15 protein-coding genes are annotated in these 17,477 nt (G+C 69.2%); 8 read left to right on the plus strand and 7 right to left on the minus strand.

Annotated elements, in window-relative coordinates; all coding sequences use genetic code 11:
• Positions 1-4 precede the first annotated feature (4 nt).
• The 3 genes from mreD to PG2T_RS10455 are packed head-to-tail and all read right to left on the minus strand — an operon-like array spanning position 5 to position 2,457.
• Positions 5-490, minus strand: coding sequence for a rod shape-determining protein MreD (gene mreD / locus PG2T_RS10445; protein WP_068804979.1), 486 nt, complete (start codon positions 488-490; stop codon positions 5-7).
• Positions 487-1,368: a rod shape-determining protein MreC gene (gene mreC / locus PG2T_RS10450; protein ID WP_068804982.1), complete on the minus strand. Its 882-nt coding sequence runs from the start codon at positions 1,366-1,368 to the stop codon at positions 487-489. Before mreC ends, mreD begins: the two co-directional genes overlap by 4 nt.
• Positions 1,369-1,413: 45 nt before the next feature.
• Positions 1,414-2,457 (minus strand): rod shape-determining protein, encoded by a 1,044-nt coding sequence (locus PG2T_RS10455; protein WP_068804986.1) that lies wholly within the window; start codon positions 2,455-2,457, stop codon positions 1,414-1,416.
• A gap of 106 nt (positions 2,458-2,563) precedes the next feature.
• Between PG2T_RS10455 and gatC the strand changes: the two genes are divergently transcribed.
• Genes gatC through gatB form a run of 3 tightly spaced genes read left to right on the plus strand, consistent with a single transcriptional unit; the run spans position 2,564 to position 5,773 of the window.
• Positions 2,564-2,851 carry an Asp-tRNA(Asn)/Glu-tRNA(Gln) amidotransferase subunit GatC gene (gatC, locus tag PG2T_RS10460; RefSeq protein ID WP_068804988.1) on the plus strand — a complete coding sequence of 96 codons (288 nt, stop codon included), beginning with the start codon at positions 2,564-2,566 and terminating at the stop codon, positions 2,849-2,851.
• 32 nt (positions 2,852-2,883) lie between these two features.
• On the plus strand, positions 2,884-4,335 hold the full coding sequence (gene gatA / locus PG2T_RS10465) for an Asp-tRNA(Asn)/Glu-tRNA(Gln) amidotransferase subunit GatA (RefSeq protein ID WP_068804991.1): 1,452 nt from the start codon (positions 2,884-2,886) through the stop codon (positions 4,333-4,335).
• 1 nt (position 4,336) lies between these two features.
• A complete protein-coding gene (gatB, locus tag PG2T_RS10470) occupies positions 4,337-5,773 on the plus strand; it encodes an Asp-tRNA(Asn)/Glu-tRNA(Gln) amidotransferase subunit GatB (RefSeq protein ID WP_068804995.1) in 1,437 nt (478 codons plus the stop codon).
• A gap of 118 nt (positions 5,774-5,891) precedes the next feature.
• On the opposite strand, the gene PG2T_RS10475 is transcribed toward gatB, so the two are convergent.
• Positions 5,892-6,518 (minus strand): Rieske 2Fe-2S domain-containing protein, encoded by a 627-nt coding sequence (locus tag PG2T_RS10475; protein ID WP_068804998.1) that lies wholly within the window; start codon positions 6,516-6,518, stop codon positions 5,892-5,894.
• 125 nt (positions 6,519-6,643) lie between these two features.
• Between PG2T_RS10475 and PG2T_RS10480 the strand changes: the two genes are divergently transcribed.
• The 3 genes from PG2T_RS10480 (at position 6,644) to PG2T_RS10490 (ending at position 9,363) form a co-directional block, all read left to right on the plus strand.
• Positions 6,644-7,432: an SDR family NAD(P)-dependent oxidoreductase gene (locus PG2T_RS10480; RefSeq protein ID WP_068805000.1), complete on the plus strand. Its 789-nt coding sequence runs from the start codon at positions 6,644-6,646 to the stop codon at positions 7,430-7,432.
• A 5-nt stretch (positions 7,433-7,437) separates the two neighbouring features.
• The gene (locus PG2T_RS10485) at positions 7,438-8,838 is read left to right on the plus strand and encodes an MFS transporter (protein WP_068805003.1); all 1,401 of its coding nucleotides are present in this window, start codon (positions 7,438-7,440) and stop codon (positions 8,836-8,838) included.
• Positions 8,839-9,024: 186 nt separating this feature from the next.
• A complete protein-coding gene (locus PG2T_RS10490; RefSeq protein WP_068805007.1) occupies positions 9,025-9,363 on the plus strand; it encodes a cold shock domain-containing protein in 339 nt (112 codons plus the stop codon).
• Positions 9,364-9,519: 156 nt separating this feature from the next.
• On the opposite strand, the gene PG2T_RS10495 is transcribed toward PG2T_RS10490, so the two are convergent.
• From PG2T_RS10495 to PG2T_RS10505, 3 genes are all read right to left on the minus strand, one after another.
• Entirely contained in the window at positions 9,520-10,782 is a 1,263-nt protein-coding gene (locus PG2T_RS10495) for a dicarboxylate/amino acid:cation symporter (protein WP_068805010.1), read from the minus strand.
• A 349-nt stretch (positions 10,783-11,131) separates the two neighbouring features.
• Complete coding sequence (locus tag PG2T_RS10500; protein WP_202816316.1) at positions 11,132-12,916, minus strand: AMP-dependent synthetase/ligase; 1,785 nt, start codon at positions 12,914-12,916, stop codon at positions 11,132-11,134.
• Positions 12,913-15,345: an acyl-CoA dehydrogenase gene (locus PG2T_RS10505; protein WP_068805012.1), complete on the minus strand. Its 2,433-nt coding sequence runs from the start codon at positions 15,343-15,345 to the stop codon at positions 12,913-12,915. Before PG2T_RS10505 ends, PG2T_RS10500 begins: the two co-directional genes overlap by 4 nt.
• 95 nt (positions 15,346-15,440) lie before the next feature.
• Between PG2T_RS10505 and PG2T_RS10510 the strand changes: the two genes are divergently transcribed.
• Entirely contained in the window at positions 15,441-16,052 is a 612-nt protein-coding gene (locus PG2T_RS10510; RefSeq protein ID WP_068805015.1) for a cysteine hydrolase family protein, read from the plus strand.
• Between the two features lie 77 nt (positions 16,053-16,129).
• Positions 16,130-17,464, plus strand: a complete 1,335-nt coding sequence (locus PG2T_RS10515; RefSeq protein ID WP_068805018.1) for an aromatic ring-hydroxylating oxygenase subunit alpha — start codon at positions 16,130-16,132, stop codon at positions 17,462-17,464.
• Positions 17,465-17,477 lie beyond the last annotated feature (13 nt).

Here is a 17,477-nt window from a genome sequence, read left to right on the forward strand (position 1 = left end):
GGCTTCAGCGGCTGGCGCGCCGACGCAGATCGCGCAGGGTCAAGAACAGCCAGGGCCACACCAGGGCCCCGCTGAGCGCCGGCAGGAGCATGCCCGCCGACACCGGCCTGCCGCTGCTGCCGGTAATCAGGGCCAGGATGATCTGGTGCACCGCCAGCAGTGGCACCAGCAGCAGCGCCTGCTGCCACAGCGGCAGCACGCGCAGGCGCTGATGCTGCGCCAGCACCGCCGCTGCCACCACCGCCAGCGCCAAGGCATGCTGACCCAGCGGCGCTCCGGTCAGGGCGTCTTCCAGAAGCCCGAGCGCAAAGCCGGCGGTAATGCCCAGCCGGTCGGGCTGCGCCAGACACCAATAGGCCAGTGCCAGCGTCAGCCAGGGCGGTTGCCAGGCACTTGCCCACGCCGGCACCGGCGCCGACAGCAGCAGGCCGGCCGCCAGCAGGCTGCCTGCAATGGCCCGGCTCCGGGGCTTTACGGGGGCGGTGCTCACTGGCTTGGAGCGGGCGGACGGTCGCCGGTTGTTTCTGGGGCGGCGGCCGGCTGCGTGGCCGGCCACACCAGCAGGACCTCCTGGATGCGGTCCAGGCGGCCGGATGGGGTCGCCTGGACCTCGGCGAATTCGCCCTCGGCGATGCGGTTCACGCGGCTGACCGTGGCCACCGGCAGGTCCGGCGGGAACACGTCGTCCAGCCCGGAAGTGACCAGCGTGTCACCGACCTCCAGGTCGACATGGTTGGGCAGGTACGGCAGGTCGAGCGCACCGATCGGTCCACGGCCCACGGCAATGGCCCGCACGCCGCTGCGAATCGATTTGACCGGGATGGCATGCCGGCTGTCGGTGATCAGCAGTACCTGGGCGGTCTGTGCCGCCACATGCAGCACCTGTCCGACCACGCCGTCGGCGTCGAGCACCGGCTGGCCGGTGAACACGCCCTGCAGGGAGCCTTTGTCGATCTGAATCTGCCCGATATAGGGATCCAGGCCCACTTTGACTGTGCTGGCGATCAGCGCGCGCAGCGGCTGCGGGGTACGCGCCAGGGAATCGAGCAGCGCTTGCAGGCGCCTGTTCTCGGCCTGCAGCGCGTCAAGCGTCTGTACCCGCAGGCGCAGACGCAGATTCTCGTCGCGCAGGACGGCCGTCTGGGTACGCAGAGCGGCGCGTTCGCGCAGGTTGTCGGTGCCCCAGGCCCAGGCCCGAAAGGGCAGGTCGATGGCCTGCTGCACCGGGTGCAGCACGGTCAGCAAGGCGCTGCGCAGCGGCACCAGCCGCGGGCCGCGCTGGTCCAGAAACAGCAGCATCACTGCCGCCAGCGTTGCCAGCAGCAGGCGGAGCGCCAGCGACGGGCGGCGCCGGAACAGGCTAGGCATGGGGCATGCGGCGATGCCGCGCGACCGGATCGGCCGCGCGGGAACTCACTCCTCGTCGAAGATGTCGGTGACCTGGTCGATGAAATCGAGCGCCATCTCGCCGCCCTTGGCCACGCACAGCATGGGCTCGTCGGCGATCACCACCGGCAGGCCGGTTTCTTCCGAGAACAGCTTGTCGATGCCGCGCAACAAGGCGCCGCCGCCGGTCAGCACCATGCCGCGCTCGGCCACGTCGGAGGAAAGTTCCGGCGGGATCTGTTCGAGCGCCTTGCGCAGGCCGGCGATGATGCCGTGCAGGGGGTCCTGCAACGCCTCGAGCACTTCGTTGCTGTTGAGCGTGAAGCTGCGCGGCACGCCCTCGGCCAGGTTGCGGCCGTTGACCTGGATTTCCAGCACTTCGTTGCCCGGATAGGCCGAACCGATCTGGTGTTTGATGGTCTCGGCCGTGGACTCGCCGATCAGCGTGCCGTAGTTGCGGCGCACGTAGTTGATGATGGCGTCGTCGAACTTGTCGCCGCCGATGCGCACCGACTCCGAGTAGACCAGGCCGTTGAGCGAAATGACGGCGATCTCGGTGGTGCCGCCACCGATGTCGATGATCATCGAGCCGGTGGCCTCCGCCACCGGCAGGCCGGCGCCGATGGCGGCCGCCATGGGTTCCTCGATTAGATATACTTCGCGCGCCCCGGCGCCCATCGCCGATTCACGAATGGCGCGGCGTTCCACCTGGGTCGAGCCGCAGGGCACGCCGACCACCACGCGCGGGCTGGGCCGGAAAAATCCGCGTTCGTGCACCTTGCGGATGAAGTGCTGCAGCATCTTCTCGGTGACGTAAAAATCCGCGATCACGCCGTCCTTGAGCGGCCGGATGGCGGTGATGTTGCCCGGCGTGCGACCGAGCATGCGCTTGGCCTCGATGCCCACCGCCTGGATCACCTTGCGGCCGTTGGTGCTGGCGCCGTGGCGGATGGCCACCACGGAAGGCTCCTGCAGCACGATGCCCCGCCCGCGCACCGACACCAGCGTGTTGGCGGTGCCAAGGTCGATGGCAAGATCACTCGAAAAAAGCCCGAACAGTTTTTTGAACATCAGTGGGTCCGACCAGCCTCTAAGGTATTGGAAGGGCAACAAAAGTACCGTGGCGCCGCAATCTAGCAACGGCGCCCGGCGTTCACAACCAGCGGCGAGGAACAGCGTGTCGATAAGCAGCGACGAGGTGCGCAAGGTGGCGCACCTGGCCCGCATCGAGGTGTCGGCCGATCAGCTGACGACCTATGCGGCCGAACTGAGCACCATTCTGGAACTGGTGACCCAGCTGGACGGTGCCGACACCGCGCAGGTGCCCCCCCTGGCCCATCCGATCGACGCCAGCCAGCGCCTGCGCGCCGATACCGTCGCCGAAACCGACCAGCGGCGCCGCTTCCAGGCCATCGCACCGGCGGTGCAGGACGGCCTGTATCTGGTGCCAAAGGTCATCGAATGAGCGCAGTTTACACCCCACGGCAAGCCTGACCCATGCTAGACCAGACCCTGACCGAACAGGCCGCCGCGCTGCGGCGAGGCGATTATTCGGCGACGGAACTGACGGCCGCCTATCTGGCCCGCATTGGCGCCCGAAACGCTGCGCTCAATGCCTTTGTCACCGTCACGGCCGGGGCGGCCGGTCAGGCTGCGGCGGCCGCCGATGCAGCGCTGGCCGGCGGCGATGCCGGTCCGCTGGCCGGTATCCCGATCGCCCACAAGGACATCTTCTGCACCGACGGCGTGCGCACCAGCTGCGCGTCGCGGATGCTGGACAACTTCATCGCGCCCTACGACGCCACCGTGGTCCAGCGCCTGGCCGCCGCCGGCGCGGTGATGCTGGGCAAGACCAACATGGACGAGTTCGCCATGGGCTCGTCGAACGAGACCTCGTTCTACGGCCCGGTGCGCAACCCCTGGGATCTGGATCGCGTGCCCGGCGGCAGCAGCGGCGGTTCGGCGGCTGCGGTGGCGGCCGGCCTGTGCAGCGCGGCCACCGGCACGGATACCGGCGGTTCGATCCGCCAGCCGGCGGCCCTGACCGGCATCTGCGGCCTGAAGCCCACCTACGGCCGGGTGTCGCGCTACGGCATGGTGGCGTTTGCCTCGTCGCTGGACCAGGCCGGACCGATGGCCCGCTCGGCGGCCGACATGGCCCTGCTGCTGCAAGCCATGGCCGGTTTCGACGAGCACGACTCGACCAGCATCGACCGGCCGGTGCCGGATTACTCGGCCGCGCTGGAGGCGCCCTTGACCGGCCTGCGCATCGGCCTGCCGGCGGAGTATTTCAATGCCGGCCTGGATGCCGCGGTGGGCGCCGCCGTGCGCGCCGCGCTGGCGGAACTGGAGCGCCTGGGCGCCCGGCTGGTCGACATCACGCTGCCGCATACGGCACTGTCGGTGCCGGCCTACTATGTGGTGGCACCGGCCGAGGCCTCGTCGAACCTGGCCCGCTACGACGGCGTGCGCTACGGCTACCGGGCCGACAATCCGGCCGACCTGACCGATCTGTACAAACGCAGCCGCAGCGAAGGCTTCGGTGCCGAGGTCAAGCGGCGCATCCTGATCGGCACCTACGTGCTGTCGGCCGGCTACTACGACGCCTATTACCTGAAGGCCCAGCGCGTGCGCCGGCTGATTCGTGAAGACTTTCTGGGCGCCTTCGGGCAGGTGGACGTGATCGCCGCGCCGACCACGCCGCAGCCGGCCTTTCGCCTGGGCGAGAAGCAGCACGACCCGGTCGCCATGTACCTGTCCGACATCTACACCATCGCCGCCAACCTGGCCGGCCTGCCGGCCTTGTCCGTTCCCTGCGGGCTGGTGCAGGGCCTGCCGGTGGGGCTGCAACTGATCGGCCGCGATTTTGACGAAGCGCGATTGCTGAACGTCGCCCACCGCTACCAGCAGGTGACCGACTGGCACATGCGCCGCGCGCCGGAGGCCTGACATGAGCGCCTGGGAAACCGTCATCGGCCTCGAAGTCCACTGCCAGCTGGCCACCCGCAGCAAACTGTTCTCGGGCGCCGCCACGGCGTTTGGAGCCGAACCGAACACGCAGGCCTGCGCCATCGACCTTGCCCTGCCGGGCGTGCTGCCGGTGCTCAATCGCGAGGCGGTGGCCATGGCCATCAAGTTTGGCCTGGCCGTCGGCGCGCAGATCGCGCCCCGCTCGGTGTTCGCGCGCAAGAATTATTTCTACCCGGACCTGCCCAAGGGCTACCAGATCAGCCAGTACGAGCTGCCGATCGTCGCCCTGGGACATCTGGACATAACGCTGCCGGACGGCACCGGCAAGCGCATCGGCATCACCCGCGCGCACCTGGAGGAAGACGCCGGCAAGTCCCTGCACGAGGACTTCCACGGCCTGACCGGGATCGACCTGAACCGCGCCGGCACGCCGCTGGTGGAGATCGTCTCCGAACCGGAGCTGTCCAGCGCCGCCGAGGCGGTGGCTTACCTGAAAAAGCTGCACGCCCTGGTGCGGTATCTGGAAATCTCCGACGCCAACATGCAGGAAGGCTCGTTCCGCTGCGACGCCAACGTGTCGGTGCGCCGGGTCGGCGACAGCAAACTGGGCACGCGGGCCGAGATCAAGAACATCAACTCGTTCCGGTTTGTGGAGCGCGCCATCGAGGTCGAGGTCGAGCGCCAGATCGAGCTGCTGGAAAGCGGCGGCCAGGTGGTGCAGGAAACCCGCCTGTACGACGCCGAGCGCAACCAGACGCGCGCCATGCGCAGCAAGGAAGAAGCCAACGACTACCGCTATTTCCCCGATCCGGACCTGCTGCCGATCGAGGTATCCGAGGCCTGGGTGGAGCACCTGCGCGCGCAATTGCCGGAACTGCCGCAGGCCCGTCAGGCGCGCTTCGTGTCGCAGTACGGCCTGTCCGATTACGACGCCGGGCTGCTGACCGCCGAGCGGGAGCTGGCCGACTACTTCGAAGCCTCACTGACCAGCGGCGCGGAACCGAAGCTCGCCGCCAACTGGATCAACGGCGAACTCGCCGCCGCCCTGAACCGCGACGATCTGCCGATCACTGCTTCCCCGGTCAGCCCGGCCGCGCTGGGCGGATTGCTGGGGCGCATCGTGGATCAGACCATTTCGGGCAAGATCGCCAAGGACGTGTTCGCCGCCATGTGGCAGGGCGAGGGCGAGGCCGACGCCATCATCCAGGCGCGGGGCCTGAAGCAGATCACCGACACCGGCGCCATCGAGGCGGCTGTCGAGCAGGTGCTCAGCGCCAATCCAGATCAGGTCGAGCAGCTGAAAGCCGGCAAGGACAAGGTGCTCGGCTTCCTGGTCGGTCAGGTGATGAAGGCCACCGGCGGCAAGGCCAACCCGGCGCAGGTGAATGCGCTGCTGCGGTCAAAGGTCGGCGTTTAGCAGACCGACACCGGTGGGAGGCCCGCCCCGGGCCGAATGCCGATTGGAAGGTTCGCGGCGAGGGCGCCGCTCCCACGCGCCATTCATGGCTCTGCTTGGCGCCGGCGTCATGCGCCCGTCACCAGAACGCCCACAACTGCCCGTCCTGTTCCCGGTGCGCGAGCGCGCGCAGCGGCCGGGAGCCCTTGGCCACACACATGCCGCTGCCTAGATCGAATGCCCAGCCGTGGCGGGGGCAGGTCAAGCGCGCGCCGTCAATGGCCAGTTCCGGGATGTCGGTGCTCTGGTGTGGGCAACGGGCGTCGTAGACCATCAGCTCGGTGTCCGTTCGGTGAATGAACACGGCGCGGCCGTCAGCCTCACGGCGCAGGCTGCCGGTGGGCGGCAGTTCGGCCAGGGGCGCCAGCGCATGCCAGTCCGGCACGTGGCCGAGCTGATCGAGGCGAAACTCCGGCAGGTCCAGCGCCAGCAGCTGGTCCACCGCCCACACGATCCGCGTCAGGCCCAGCATCGGAAAGGCCATCAGCAGGGCGTCGAGCACCTCGTCGGCGCTGGCGCCGCTGCGCAGCGCCCGCGTCAGGTACTGACGAAAGCCGCGTTCGGTCTGCGCGTGGACCTTGCTGATGAGGGAAATCAGCGCCTTGGTCTTGGGATCCAGACGCCGACCGGCCACCTTCAGGAAGGCGAAATACGGCTGCATGGCGTCCGGGCGGGCCTGGATCAGGTAATCGAGGGCTTGGCTCATGTCGGGTGCTCGCGGCGACAGCGGGTAGTTCCATTATCGGGCCGCTGCTGACTCTTTTATCAATGCCCGGTGCAGTTGTTGCCTGCGGCTAAACTGGCACGGCAATCGTGATGGAGGAGATACGGATGGAACTTGCGCTGCGCGGAAAGATCGCCCTTGTCACCGGCGCCAGCGCCGGCATTGGCCGGGCCATCGCCCAGGCGCTGGCGGCCGAAGGCGTACAGCTGACGCTGTGCGCGCGTGGCGAGGCGCCCCTGCGCGCCCTGGCAGACGAGCTGGAACAGCAATGCGGCATTGCCGCGCTGGCGGTGCCGGCCGATCTGTCCACCGAGGCCGGCATCGCGCAGCTGGTGGCGGCCCATACGGCGCGTTTTGGTGCCCTCGACATCCTGGTCAACAACGCCGGTTCCATCCGCGCCGGTTCGCTGCTGAGCAAACCGGAAGCGGAGTGGCAGGAGGATTTCGCGCTCAAGTTCTGGGGCTATGTGCGCCTGACGCGCGCCGTCTGGCCGCTGCTGATGGCGCGCGGCGGCGGGCGGGTGCTGAACATCATCGGCGGCGCCGGCCGCCAGCCAAGCGCGGGTTATCTGGCCGGTGGCGCCGCCAACGCCGGCCTGATGAACCTGACCAAGGCGCTGGGCGACGAGGGCGCGCCGCACGGCATCCTGGTCAACGCCATCAACCCCGGCGCCGTGCGCACCGCCCGCTGGCAAAGCCTGATGCAGCGCCAGGCGGCCGAACGGGGCGTCACCGTGGCGCAGCTTGAAGCCGAGCAGCTGGCCCACGTGCCGCTGCGCCGCGGCGGCGAGCCGGAAGAAATCGCCTGCGTCGCGGTGTTCCTGTGCTCGGCGGGCGCCAGCTACATCACCGGCACCACGCTGCAGGTGGATGGCGGCCTGGCGCGCTGCATCTGAGGCCGATGGCCGGTTTTACCGACCTGTTGCGGGAGGGCCGGGCGCCGCTGACGGTGACGCTGGCTCTTGGCATCGCCCTGCATGCCATGGACGTGTTCCTGGTCGCCACGGTCATGCCCACCGTGGTGGCCGACATCGGCGGCGTGCGCTTCTACGCCTGGGTGTCGATGCTGTACATGGTCGGCTCGATCGTGGGCGCCGCCAGCTCGGGGCCGCTGCGCAGTGCCTACGGGCCGCGTCACGCCTACGTGCTGGCCGGCGGGTTGTTTCTGGCCGGCTCGCTGGCGTGCGCGGTGGCGCCAAGCATGGAGGTGCTGCTGGCCACGCGCACCGTGCAGGGCTTCGGCGGCGGCCTGATCGTGGCTCAGTCGATGGCTCTGGTCAGCGAGCTGTACAGCGCCGAGCTGCGCAAGCTGATGCTGGCGTCCATTTCCGGCATGTGGGCGGCGGCGGCGCTGATCGGCCCGGCGCTCGGCGGCCTGTTTGCCGAGGCCGGCCTGTGGCGCGCAGCGTTTGGCGTGAACGTGCCGATCATCGCCGTGTTCAGCCTGCTGGCCGCCCGCCATCTGCCGCAGGGCTTGGCCGGGCGCGCACGCCAGCCGTTTCCGGTGGGCCGGGTCGGACTGCTGGGCGCCGGCGTGCTCAGCGTCGCGGCGGCCGGCCAGTTGGTCGGCACGCCGTTGCGCCTGGCGGTGCTGGCACTCGCGTTGCTGCTGGTCGGCAGTGCCTTTGCGCTGGACCGGCGCGGCGCCGTGCGCCTGTTTCCGCGCCGGGCGGCGTCGCTGCGGGCGCCGGTGGGCGTGGCCTACGGCCTGTTCGTGACCTCGTCCATCCTGCACACCAGCATCACGGTGTTCATGCCGCTGCTGATGCAGCAGGTCTATCACCTGCGCCCACTGCACGCCGGCTACTTCGCCAGCCTGCTGGCGGTCGGCTGGACCGCCGCCTCGCTGACCACCGCGCGCTGGCAGGGCGCCGCCGAGCGGCGCGCCATCATCGGCGGGCCGCTGCTGATCCTGGCCATGACCGGCGTTCTTTTGGCCGGACTGGGGCAGCTTGCCGCGCCCGCGGTCGGCGTGGCGCTGGTCATGCTCGGCTTTGGCGTCGGGGCGCTGAGCATCCACCTGATCGCCTTCACCATGCAGCACGCCAGTCCCGGCGAGGAGAGCATCACCGCCGGCAGCATCCCGACCGTGCGCACGCTGGGCATTGCGTTCGGCTCGGCGTTGGCAGGCGTCATCGCCACCCTGGCCGGACTCAGCGCCCACGTCGATGCCGATGTGGTCCGGCGCGCGGTGGGCGCCGTCTATGCGGCAAGCCTGGCGGTCGCGGCGGCACAGACGATGCTGGCCTGGCGCCTGCTGCGCCTGGCGCCGGCATCGCGGGACAGGGTCGGGCAGCTATAATGCGCGGCCCTCGCCCGCAACGGGCGGGGGCTGGCGGCCCGAACGGGCGCGATGGTGGGCGACCATGCCGTTGCTGGCGGAATCCGCCGACCGGTCGCGTGGCCCGGTTCGCGGCGCTTCCAGATAGTCCTGCGCCTCGTCACCGCGACCACTTCCGCGCAGCCACCCACTCCTCAGCGCAGCTCCATGAAAGGCACCGTCAAACGTTTTTACTTCCGCAAGGGTTTTGGTTTCATCGAAGGCGACCAGGGCACCGAATACTTTTTTCACTACACCGATTTCACGGGCGACAAGGAAGTTCTGCGCCCCGGGCTGGAGGTCGACTTCGAGGCCCAGCAGGGTGACAAGGGCCCGTGCGCGGTCGCCGTGGTCCAGCCAGGCGGCAAACCGGCTGCGGCCCGCCCGCGGTCAACCCCCGCGCGCCTGCCGCCGGCGCCCCGCAACGCACGGCGCGGCCCTATCTGCCGTTCGCCGCCGGACTGGTGCTGGGAATCATCCTGGGCGCCGTGGGCCATATCTGGCTGAGCGGGCTGTAGCCATCGGAAAACCGTAGCCCGGCTGCGGCGGGTGATCACCGCGTTGTAGGAGCCCGACTTTGCCGGGCGATCATCGCGCAGCAAAGCTGTGCTCCCACCGGGTTTTTCCCGCTGGCAGGCGCACGGAAATCCAGAATGGCTTCATTCAGCGCTCCCCTGGCCGCTCCGACGCAGTTGCGCCGGAGCCGGCGCCAGCAAGGGTGGCTGTGGTCAACCGCAGCCACCGATCCAGCGCCGCCGAGCCGACCATGTCCGAGGTGGTGTTCAGCAGGGAACGCCCGCGGGCAATGATCCAGTCCACGGACAGCAGCACGGCCAGCGCCTCGGTCGGCAATCCCAGTCCACCCAGCACCAGCGTCAGCGCGACCACGCCGGCCTCCGGCACGCCGGCCACACCCATCGCGGCCACGACGCAATACAGCGCGGCGAACACCTGTGCGCCCAGGCTCATGTCGATGCCCATGGCCTGCGCCAGCGCCAGCAGCGTGAAGCCCTCGTACAGAATGATGCCGTCGTTGTTCAGATTGGTGCCGACACAGGCCGCCAGCGTCGAGGCGCGCCGCGAAATGCCCAATCGGTCCAGTGCCCGCAGTGTCAGGGGCAGTGCCACCAGGCTGCTGTTGACGCTGAACGCGTAGAGCACCGGCTGCGCAGCCTGATTCCAGAAGCGGCGCAGCCCGATGCGCGCGTACAGCAGCAACCAGGCGCTGTAGGTGCCCAGCACATGCACTGCCATGCCCAGCAGGCACAGGGCGACGTACTGTCCAAGGCCGGTGAACGACGCCAGCCCGTGCTCGGCAGTCACCTTGGCGCTGGCGCAAAACACCGCCAGCGGGACCAGCTTGACGATCCAGATCAGCAGCGTCTCCCACACGTCCCGCAGCACCGAGACCAGCACCTCGCCCTTGTCCATCAGTGACAGGGTGTCGGCGTCCCGCGTCAGTCGCACTCGGCGCCAGGCAAAGCCGAACGCAATCGCTACCATCACCAGCGGCATGATGCTGTTGTCCACGAAGGGCTGAACAACGCTGCCGGGCAACTGCCGGGCGAGCAGGTCGCCAAGATCGATCGGCCGCAGGGTGGCTGCAGAGGCGCTGATCAAGGGCCGCAAGTACTGGCCCGGCTGCAGCGCATTGGCCAGCGCGATGCCAATGGCGATTGCCAGAGTGGCGTTGATCAACGCGATCGTCAGCAACTTCAGGAAATCCGTACCGGCCACGCGAAAGCGCAAGATCGCCTCCAGCACGGCGAAAAACACCAGTGGCGTGGCGGCTGCCTTGATCAGTTGCAGTACCCACTTTGCGACCGGCGCCAGCGCCGGTGCGCTGGCCGGATCGGCCAGTCCGAATGCCGCCCCGGCAAGCAAGGCAATGATGACGAGGCCTACGTTGCCGAGCAGCTTTTTCATGAAATGGCGGGGTCCGGTACGAGTTGAAGCGGCCAGGAAATTCAGGCGCCCGGCGGCCCGGCTCGGCAAGCTTGCGTTCCGTGCAAGATCCCGCCCGACACCGGCGCGGCCCGCACCGGCACCAAGCCCTGCGCAAGTTGGCCGATCTGGTCGCAGGGATTGCGCGCCGTGTGCGCCAGCGCGTCGAGCCAGAAACCGGACCCCTTGCCTTCGTGTCCTGTCTTCGGCTGGCAAGCGGCAGCAAGCCCTTGCCGTGATGAGGCCCGGCGTAGTCCGCGACGTTCTGGCGATGCGTTCTGCGGATTCCGCCGCGCACCGACTGCCGGCTGCCTGCCGGACTGGACGGGACTCATGCCCGATACAGTGCCTCGATGACATCGCCGTACCGTTCAGCCAACTTGCCGCGCCGCGCCTTCTGGGTGGCGGTAAGCAGACCATTGGCTTCGGTCCATTCCTCCAGCGTCAGGTGCACGCGGCGCAGCCGGGCATAGCCGGGAAAGGCGTGCAGCGCGGTCTCGACGCGTGCTAGCACGGCTTGTTCGGCGCGCGGGTCGGCCAAAGAGGTCGGAGCATCGGCATCCAGCCCGAGTTCGGCGGCAAGCTCCGCCCACGGTTTGCGATGCAGTGCCAGTATGGCGGCCAGATACGGCCGGCCCTCGCCGACCAGCAGCGCCTGGTGGATCAGCGGGTCGAGCATCAGCGCGTGTTCGATGTCTACCGGCGGCACTTTCTCGCCGTTGGCGAGCACGATGATGTCCTTCAGGCGGCCGGTGATGTACCAGTGGCGGCCCCGCTGGGCGGCGATGTCGCCGGTGTGCAGCCAGCCGTCGGCATCGATCACCGCGGCGCTGGCTTCGACGTCGTGCCAGTAGCCGGCCATCACGCCGGGGCTTTTGGCGAGCAGTTCGTCGCCCGCACCGAGGCGCAGTTGCACCTCCGGCAGCGGCAGGCCGACGCTGTCCGGTCGGTTGTCATCCAGCGTGTTGACGGTGAGCACGGGGCTGGCTTCGGTCAGGCCATAGCCCTGCAGCAGCGGCAGGCCGAGGCTGATGAACAGCCGCGCCACGTCGGGCGGCAGGGCGGCGCCGCCGCAGATGGCCACGCGCAGCCGGCCACCGAGGCGATCGAGCACCGGCCGCGCCACGAGGCGGCGCAGCAGCGGCAGGGCGGCGAGCAGCGGCGTGCCGCGCGCCCGGCCCTGTGCGCGCTCGAAATCCCGCCAGCCGAGCTCGAGCGCCGCATCGAACAGCCGGCGCACCGGCCGCGGGCGCTTGGCGATGCCGTCCCGGATGGCGACGGCGCTGCGCTCGAACACGCGCGGCACGCTCACCAGCACGGTCGGGCGCACGGCCACCAGATCGTCCGCCAGGTGCTGGATGCCGCGTCCGAAGGCGACCGTGGCGCCGGCCAACAGCGGCAGGTAGTAGCCGATGGTGCGCTCGAGCGTGTGCGACAGCGGCAGGAAGGACAGGAACAAATCATCCGGCGTGACCGGCACCATGGATTCCGCCGCGGCGGCATTCCAGAGCATGTTGCGATGACTCAGCATCACGCCCTTGGGCCGGCCGGTGGTGCCGGAGGTGTAGACGATGCTGGCCAGCGCCTCGCCGTCGCTGCACTCCACCGCAAACTCGTCCTGCGCCGGCAGCCAGTGGTTCAGCGACAGCACCCGGTCGTCATCGGCCTCGCCCTGCGCCAGTACCACCCGCTGCAGGGCGCCCAGGTACCCGTGCGGCAGCAGCGCCTGCCACTGGTCGGCGCTTTCGGTCAGCAGCAGGGCGGCGCCGGAGTGCTCCAGCACGTAGGCGGCGTTGTCCGGCCGGTCGTCGCGGTAGATGGGCACGGTCACCAGGCCGAGCGCCAGTGCAGCCTGGTCGAAACACGCCCAGTCCGGGCCGTTGGGCAGCATCACCGCCACCCGCGATCCGGCCGGCAGATGCTCGTTGCGCAGCGCGGCCTGAAAACGGCCGACGCGCCGCGCGACCTCGCGCCAGCTCAGCGCCTGCCATGCGTCGCCCACGAAATGGCGGTAGGCGACACCATCCGGGCTGCGCGCCAGGCGCTCGCGCAGCAGGCCGGCGAGCGTGCCGGCCTGCTGCCAGGGGATGGCGGCGTGCGGTGCGCTGCCGGTCACGCGGTAGCGGAGCGCGCGAAGCTGTCGGCCGGGAAGGCGTCGACGGCGATGATCTCGCGCACCAGCGCCTGGTAGTCCGCCAGCACTGCCGCCTCGCCGGCGTCCAGTACGCCGGCGTCCTGCGCCTGGGCCAGCACGTCCTCGTCAGCCGACAGGGCGCCGGCCTTGAGCGCGCCGCGCAGCTTGCGCTGTGCCTGGCCGGCGAGGTCGGCCTGTTCGATGGCCAGCTCCAGCCGGCCGGTGGCCTCGGCCGGGTCGCGCGTGAGGTAAATGCCGCCCGTCAGTCGGTCGCGTGCCTCGCCCGGCGCGAGCAGCAATTCCGCCACCTGCTTGTCCAGCGCATCGTCCGGTCCGCGGGTGGGCCGGCCGGCCGGGAATATCAGCCAACGCAGCAGGCAACCGAGCGCACGGTTCGGGTAGTTGGCGAACAGGCCATCAAAGGCGCTGGCCATGCGCGCCAGGCAATCGTCCATCGCCCAGCGCAGCAGCGGTAGATCGTCCTGCGGCTGGCCCTGCTGCGCGTGCCGCCACAGCACGGCGCTGGCCAGGTACAGCTCCGACAGCACGTCGCCCAGGCGCGCCGACAGGCGCTCGCGGCGTTTCAGATCACCGCCCACGACCAGCATGGTGATGTCCGCGGCCAGCGCAAAGGCGGCGCTCATCCAGGACAGGCGCTGCTGGTAGCGGCCGAGCGGGCCGTCGCTGGGCACCTGCGCCAGACGGCCCCGACTCAGACCCAGCCACAGGCTGCGCGCGGCGTTGCCCAGCAGGTAGGCGCCGTGCGCCAGCAGCAGCGGATCGAAGCGCTCCAGCGCCAGGTCGGCGTCTTCCTCCTGCGCGGCCTGCATCTCGTCCAGCACGTAGGGGTGGGCGCGCACCGCGCCCTGGCCGAAGATGATCAGGCTGCGGGTCAGGATGTTGGCGCCCTCGACCGTGATCGCCACCGGCATGATCTGGTAGTAGCGGCCCAGGAAATTGCGCGGCCCGAGCATGATGCCGCTGCCGGCCTGCACGTCCATGGCATCGCTGACCACACGCCGGCCGCGCTCGGTGAGGTGGTATTTGAGGATGGCCGTCACCACGGCTGGCCGCTCGCCCTCGTCGAGTGCGTACAGCGTCAGGCGGCGGGCCGCATCCATCTGGTAGCACTGGCCGCCAATGCGGGCCAGGGCCTCCTGCACGCCCTCGAAGCGGCCGATCGGCAGCCCGAACTGCTCGCGCACGCGGGCATAGGCGCCGGTGTGGCGGGCGGCCACCTTGGCCACGCCGGTGGACAGCGCCGGCAGCGAGATGCCGCGGCCCTCAGACAGGCAGCTGACCAGCATCTGCCAGCCGCGGCCGATGCCGGCCTCGCCGCCGATGATCCACTCCAGCGGCGCGAACACGTCCCGGCCGTGCAGCGGGCCATTCTGGAACGGCACGTCGAGCGGCAAGTGGCGCTCGCCGCGGGTCACGCCGGGCGTGTCGGCCGGCAGCAGCAGCACCGTGATGCCACGCTCGAGCGCGCCGCCCAGCAGGCGGTCCGGATCGCGCAGCGTGAAGGCCAGACCGATCAGCGTCGCCACCGGACCCAGGGTGATGTAGCGCTTCTCGAAGCTCAGGCGCACGCCGAGCACCTCCTCGCCCGCATGCTGCCCGCGGCAGACCACGCCCACATCCGGCAGCGCCCCAGCATCCGAGCCGGCCTGCGGACCGGTCAGGGCAAAGCAGGGAATGTCCTGGCCGCTGGCCAGACGCGGCAGGTAATGATCCTTTTGCGCCTGTGTTCCGTAATGGCGGATCAACTCGGCCGGGCCTAGCGAATTGGGCACCATGACGGTGATGGCGGCGGTCACGCTGCGGCTGGCGAGCTTCATCACCACGGCCGAATGCGCGCGGTGGCTGAACCCCTTGCCGCCGAACTGCGGCGGGATGATCAGCCCGAAGAAGCCTTCCTCGCGCAGCGTCTGCCACACGGCCGGCGGCAGATCGGCATCGACGTGCGTGATGCGCCAGTCGTCCAGCTGCCCGCACAGCCGCTCGACCGGACCGTCCAGAAAGGCCTGCTCCTCGTCGCTCAGTGGCGGATCGGCAAAGCCGCCGAGCCGTTCCCAGTCCGGCTGGCCGGAGAACAGCTCGCGCTCCCACCACACGCTGCCGGCCTGCATCGCCTCGCGCTCGGTGTCCGACAGCGGCGGCAGCTGCTGGCGGTAGAAGTCCAGCACGCGCGCGGTCACATACTCGCGTCGCCAGTCATCGGCAAACAGCAGTGCGGTCACGGCCAGCCACAGCAGCCACAGCGGCAGTGCCAGCCACCACGACAGGCCGCTGACGCTCGCCAGCAGGAGTGTGGCGCCCATGACGGCGGTGGCCGGCGTTCGCGCCAGTTGTCGATACGCCACCGCGCTGCCGACCAGCAGCAGCACCAGCAGCCACAGCACGGCGGTCATTGGCCGCCTCGTGTTGATTGCCGGGCCGGGGTGCGACCCCTACAATCCGATCGACCGTTCAGGTGAGCAAGCCAACCACAGGCCACGGAAAATCCATGACCCTCAGCATCGACAAGTCCAAGACCGCCCTGCTGGTCATGGACGTGCAAAACGACATCACGCATCCGGATTCCCCCATGGCACAGCAACTGGGCTTCGCCGGCATGATCCAGCAGACCGGCATGCTCAACAAGCTGCGCGGCCTGATGGACGCCTGCCGGCAGAAAGGCGTGCCGGTGATCCACGTGCTGATCGATCTTGAGGGCGGCGTGCAGCCGCGCATGCCGCACCGCGGCGCGTTCTTCCAAATGGTCGGCGGCGGCAAGGTGTGCAAGCGCGGCACCTGGGGCGGCGATCCGGCCGAACAGGTCAAGCCGCTGCCGGGCGAGAGCGTGGTCTACAAGTGCATCTTCAGCGCCTTCGTGAGTTCCGGCCTGCAGGAGCTGCTCGACGGCCGCGGCATCACGGACCTGATTCTGAGCGGCGTCAGCACCGACGCGGTGGTTGAATCCACAGCCTGGGACGCCAACGACCGCGGCTACAGCAACATCCTGGCCGAGGACTGCTGCGTGTGCGGCTCGCAGGAGGCGCACGAGATCAGCGTGCGGCGCATGGCCGGGCGCCTGGACATTGCGACCGCCGACCAGATCATCGCCGCGCTGGGCTGAGCGCCGGCCGCGTCAGCAAACTTCACCCGCCAGAGGCCGGCACAGACCGGCCCGGCCTTTGCAACGAGGAGTGGAACATGGACCAGATCACCGACCGCGACGGCCTGAAACTCGCCGAACTGCTCGACTGCGTGCAGGACGCCCCGGACCAGGGTCGCTTCGAGGTGGCGCGGCGCATCTTTGCCGACCCGGCCATCTTCGAACTCGAAATGCGCAACATCTTCGAGTCGACCTGGGTCTACCTGGCCCACGAGAGCCAGATCCCGAACGCCAACGACTTCGTGGCCGCCCGCATTGGCCGCAAGCCGGTGCTGGTCACGCGCGGCGAGGACGGGCAGGTCCATGCATTCCTGAACAGCTGCTCGCACCGCGGCGCGGAGCTGACCAGCAGCAAGCGCGGCAACAAGCGCACCCTGACCTGCCCCTACCACGGCTGGGTATACGACAGCAGCGGCCACTGCGTGAACGTGGATGCCCAGCCGCGCGGCGGCTACACGGACTACTTCACCGGCCTGTCGCACGATCTGGCCAAGGTCAAGGTCGGCGTGTACCGCGGCTTCGTGTTCGGCAGCCTGAACGAAGCTGTGGAGCCGCTTGCGCAATACCTGGGCGGCTCGGCGGCAGTCATCGACGCCATGGCCGACCAATCCCCGGACGGCCTGGAGCTGATCCGCGGCGGCATCCGCTACACCTGCCGCGCCAACTGGAAGATGCAGCTGGAGAACATCGACGGCTATCACTTCTTTCCGGTGCACACCAGCTACATCGGGCTGATCCTGGAGCGGCAAAAGAAAGCCACCAACGCCCTCAAGACCATCGACCCGACACAGATGGCCAGCCTGCCTGGCGGCAGCTACCAGTTCGAGAACGGTCACAGCATGGACTGGGGCCTGATGCCCAACGGCGACGACCGGCCGCTGGGCTTCCAGCGCGAGCGCATCACGCGCCAGTTCGGCCCCGACAAGGCGCGCTGGATGATCGACGCCGTGCGCAACCTGGTGGTGTTCCCGAACCTGCTGCTGATGGACCAGTCATCCTCGACGGTGCGCATCGTGCACCCGCTGTCGGTCGATCAGACCCTGATTGAGGTGTACTGCGTGGCGCCCAAGGGTGAGCCAAAAGCCGCGCGCGAACGGCGGCTGCGCCAGTTCGAGGACTTCCTGGGGCCGGCGGGCCTGGCCACGCCGGACGATCAGGCGGTGATGGAAGCCTGCCAGCGTGGCTTCATGGCCTCACGCCGGCCGTATCTGCAGGGGCATTTTCGCGGCATGACGCATGTGACCGCCGGTGCCGACGACAACGCCCGCGCAATAGGGCTTGCGCCGCAGTTCAGCGGCAGCGACATCGACGATGAGACCTTCACCCACACCCAGTACCGGCAGTGGCTGCGCCTGATGACGCAGGCGGACTGATCGGCCCGGCGCG

The organism is Immundisolibacter cernigliae (genome assembly GCF_001697225.1).
Taxonomy (GTDB): domain Bacteria; phylum Pseudomonadota; class Gammaproteobacteria; order Immundisolibacterales; family Immundisolibacteraceae; genus Immundisolibacter; species Immundisolibacter cernigliae.

What these genes read in the sequence shown, in the direction of transcription:
- PG2T_RS10510 (WP_068805015.1), top strand. Translation starts at nt 15,441, where the DNA reads ATGACCCTCAGCATCGACAAGTCCAAGACCGCCCTGCTGGTCATGGAC.
- PG2T_RS10455 (WP_068804986.1), bottom strand. Translation starts at nt 2,457, where the DNA reads ATGTTCAAAAAACTGTTCGGGCTTTTTTCGAGTGATCTTGCCATCGAC.
- gatA (WP_068804991.1), top strand. Translation starts at nt 2,884, where the DNA reads ATGCTAGACCAGACCCTGACCGAACAGGCCGCCGCGCTGCGGCGAGGC.
- PG2T_RS10480 (WP_068805000.1), top strand. Translation starts at nt 6,644, where the DNA reads ATGGAACTTGCGCTGCGCGGAAAGATCGCCCTTGTCACCGGCGCCAGC.
- PG2T_RS10495 (WP_068805010.1), bottom strand. Translation starts at nt 10,782, where the DNA reads ATGAAAAAGCTGCTCGGCAACGTAGGCCTCGTCATCATTGCCTTGCTT.
- PG2T_RS10490 (WP_068805007.1), top strand. Translation starts at nt 9,025, where the DNA reads ATGAAAGGCACCGTCAAACGTTTTTACTTCCGCAAGGGTTTTGGTTTC.
- PG2T_RS10485 (WP_068805003.1), top strand. Translation starts at nt 7,438, where the DNA reads ATGGCCGGTTTTACCGACCTGTTGCGGGAGGGCCGGGCGCCGCTGACG.
- gatB (WP_068804995.1), top strand. Translation starts at nt 4,337, where the DNA reads ATGAGCGCCTGGGAAACCGTCATCGGCCTCGAAGTCCACTGCCAGCTG.
- PG2T_RS10505 (WP_068805012.1), bottom strand. Translation starts at nt 15,345, where the DNA reads ATGACCGCCGTGCTGTGGCTGCTGGTGCTGCTGCTGGTCGGCAGCGCG.
- PG2T_RS10515 (WP_068805018.1), top strand. Translation starts at nt 16,130, where the DNA reads ATGGACCAGATCACCGACCGCGACGGCCTGAAACTCGCCGAACTGCTC.
- mreC (WP_068804982.1), bottom strand. Translation starts at nt 1,368, where the DNA reads ATGCCTAGCCTGTTCCGGCGCCGCCCGTCGCTGGCGCTCCGCCTGCTG.
- PG2T_RS10475 (WP_068804998.1), bottom strand. Translation starts at nt 6,518, where the DNA reads ATGAGCCAAGCCCTCGATTACCTGATCCAGGCCCGCCCGGACGCCATG.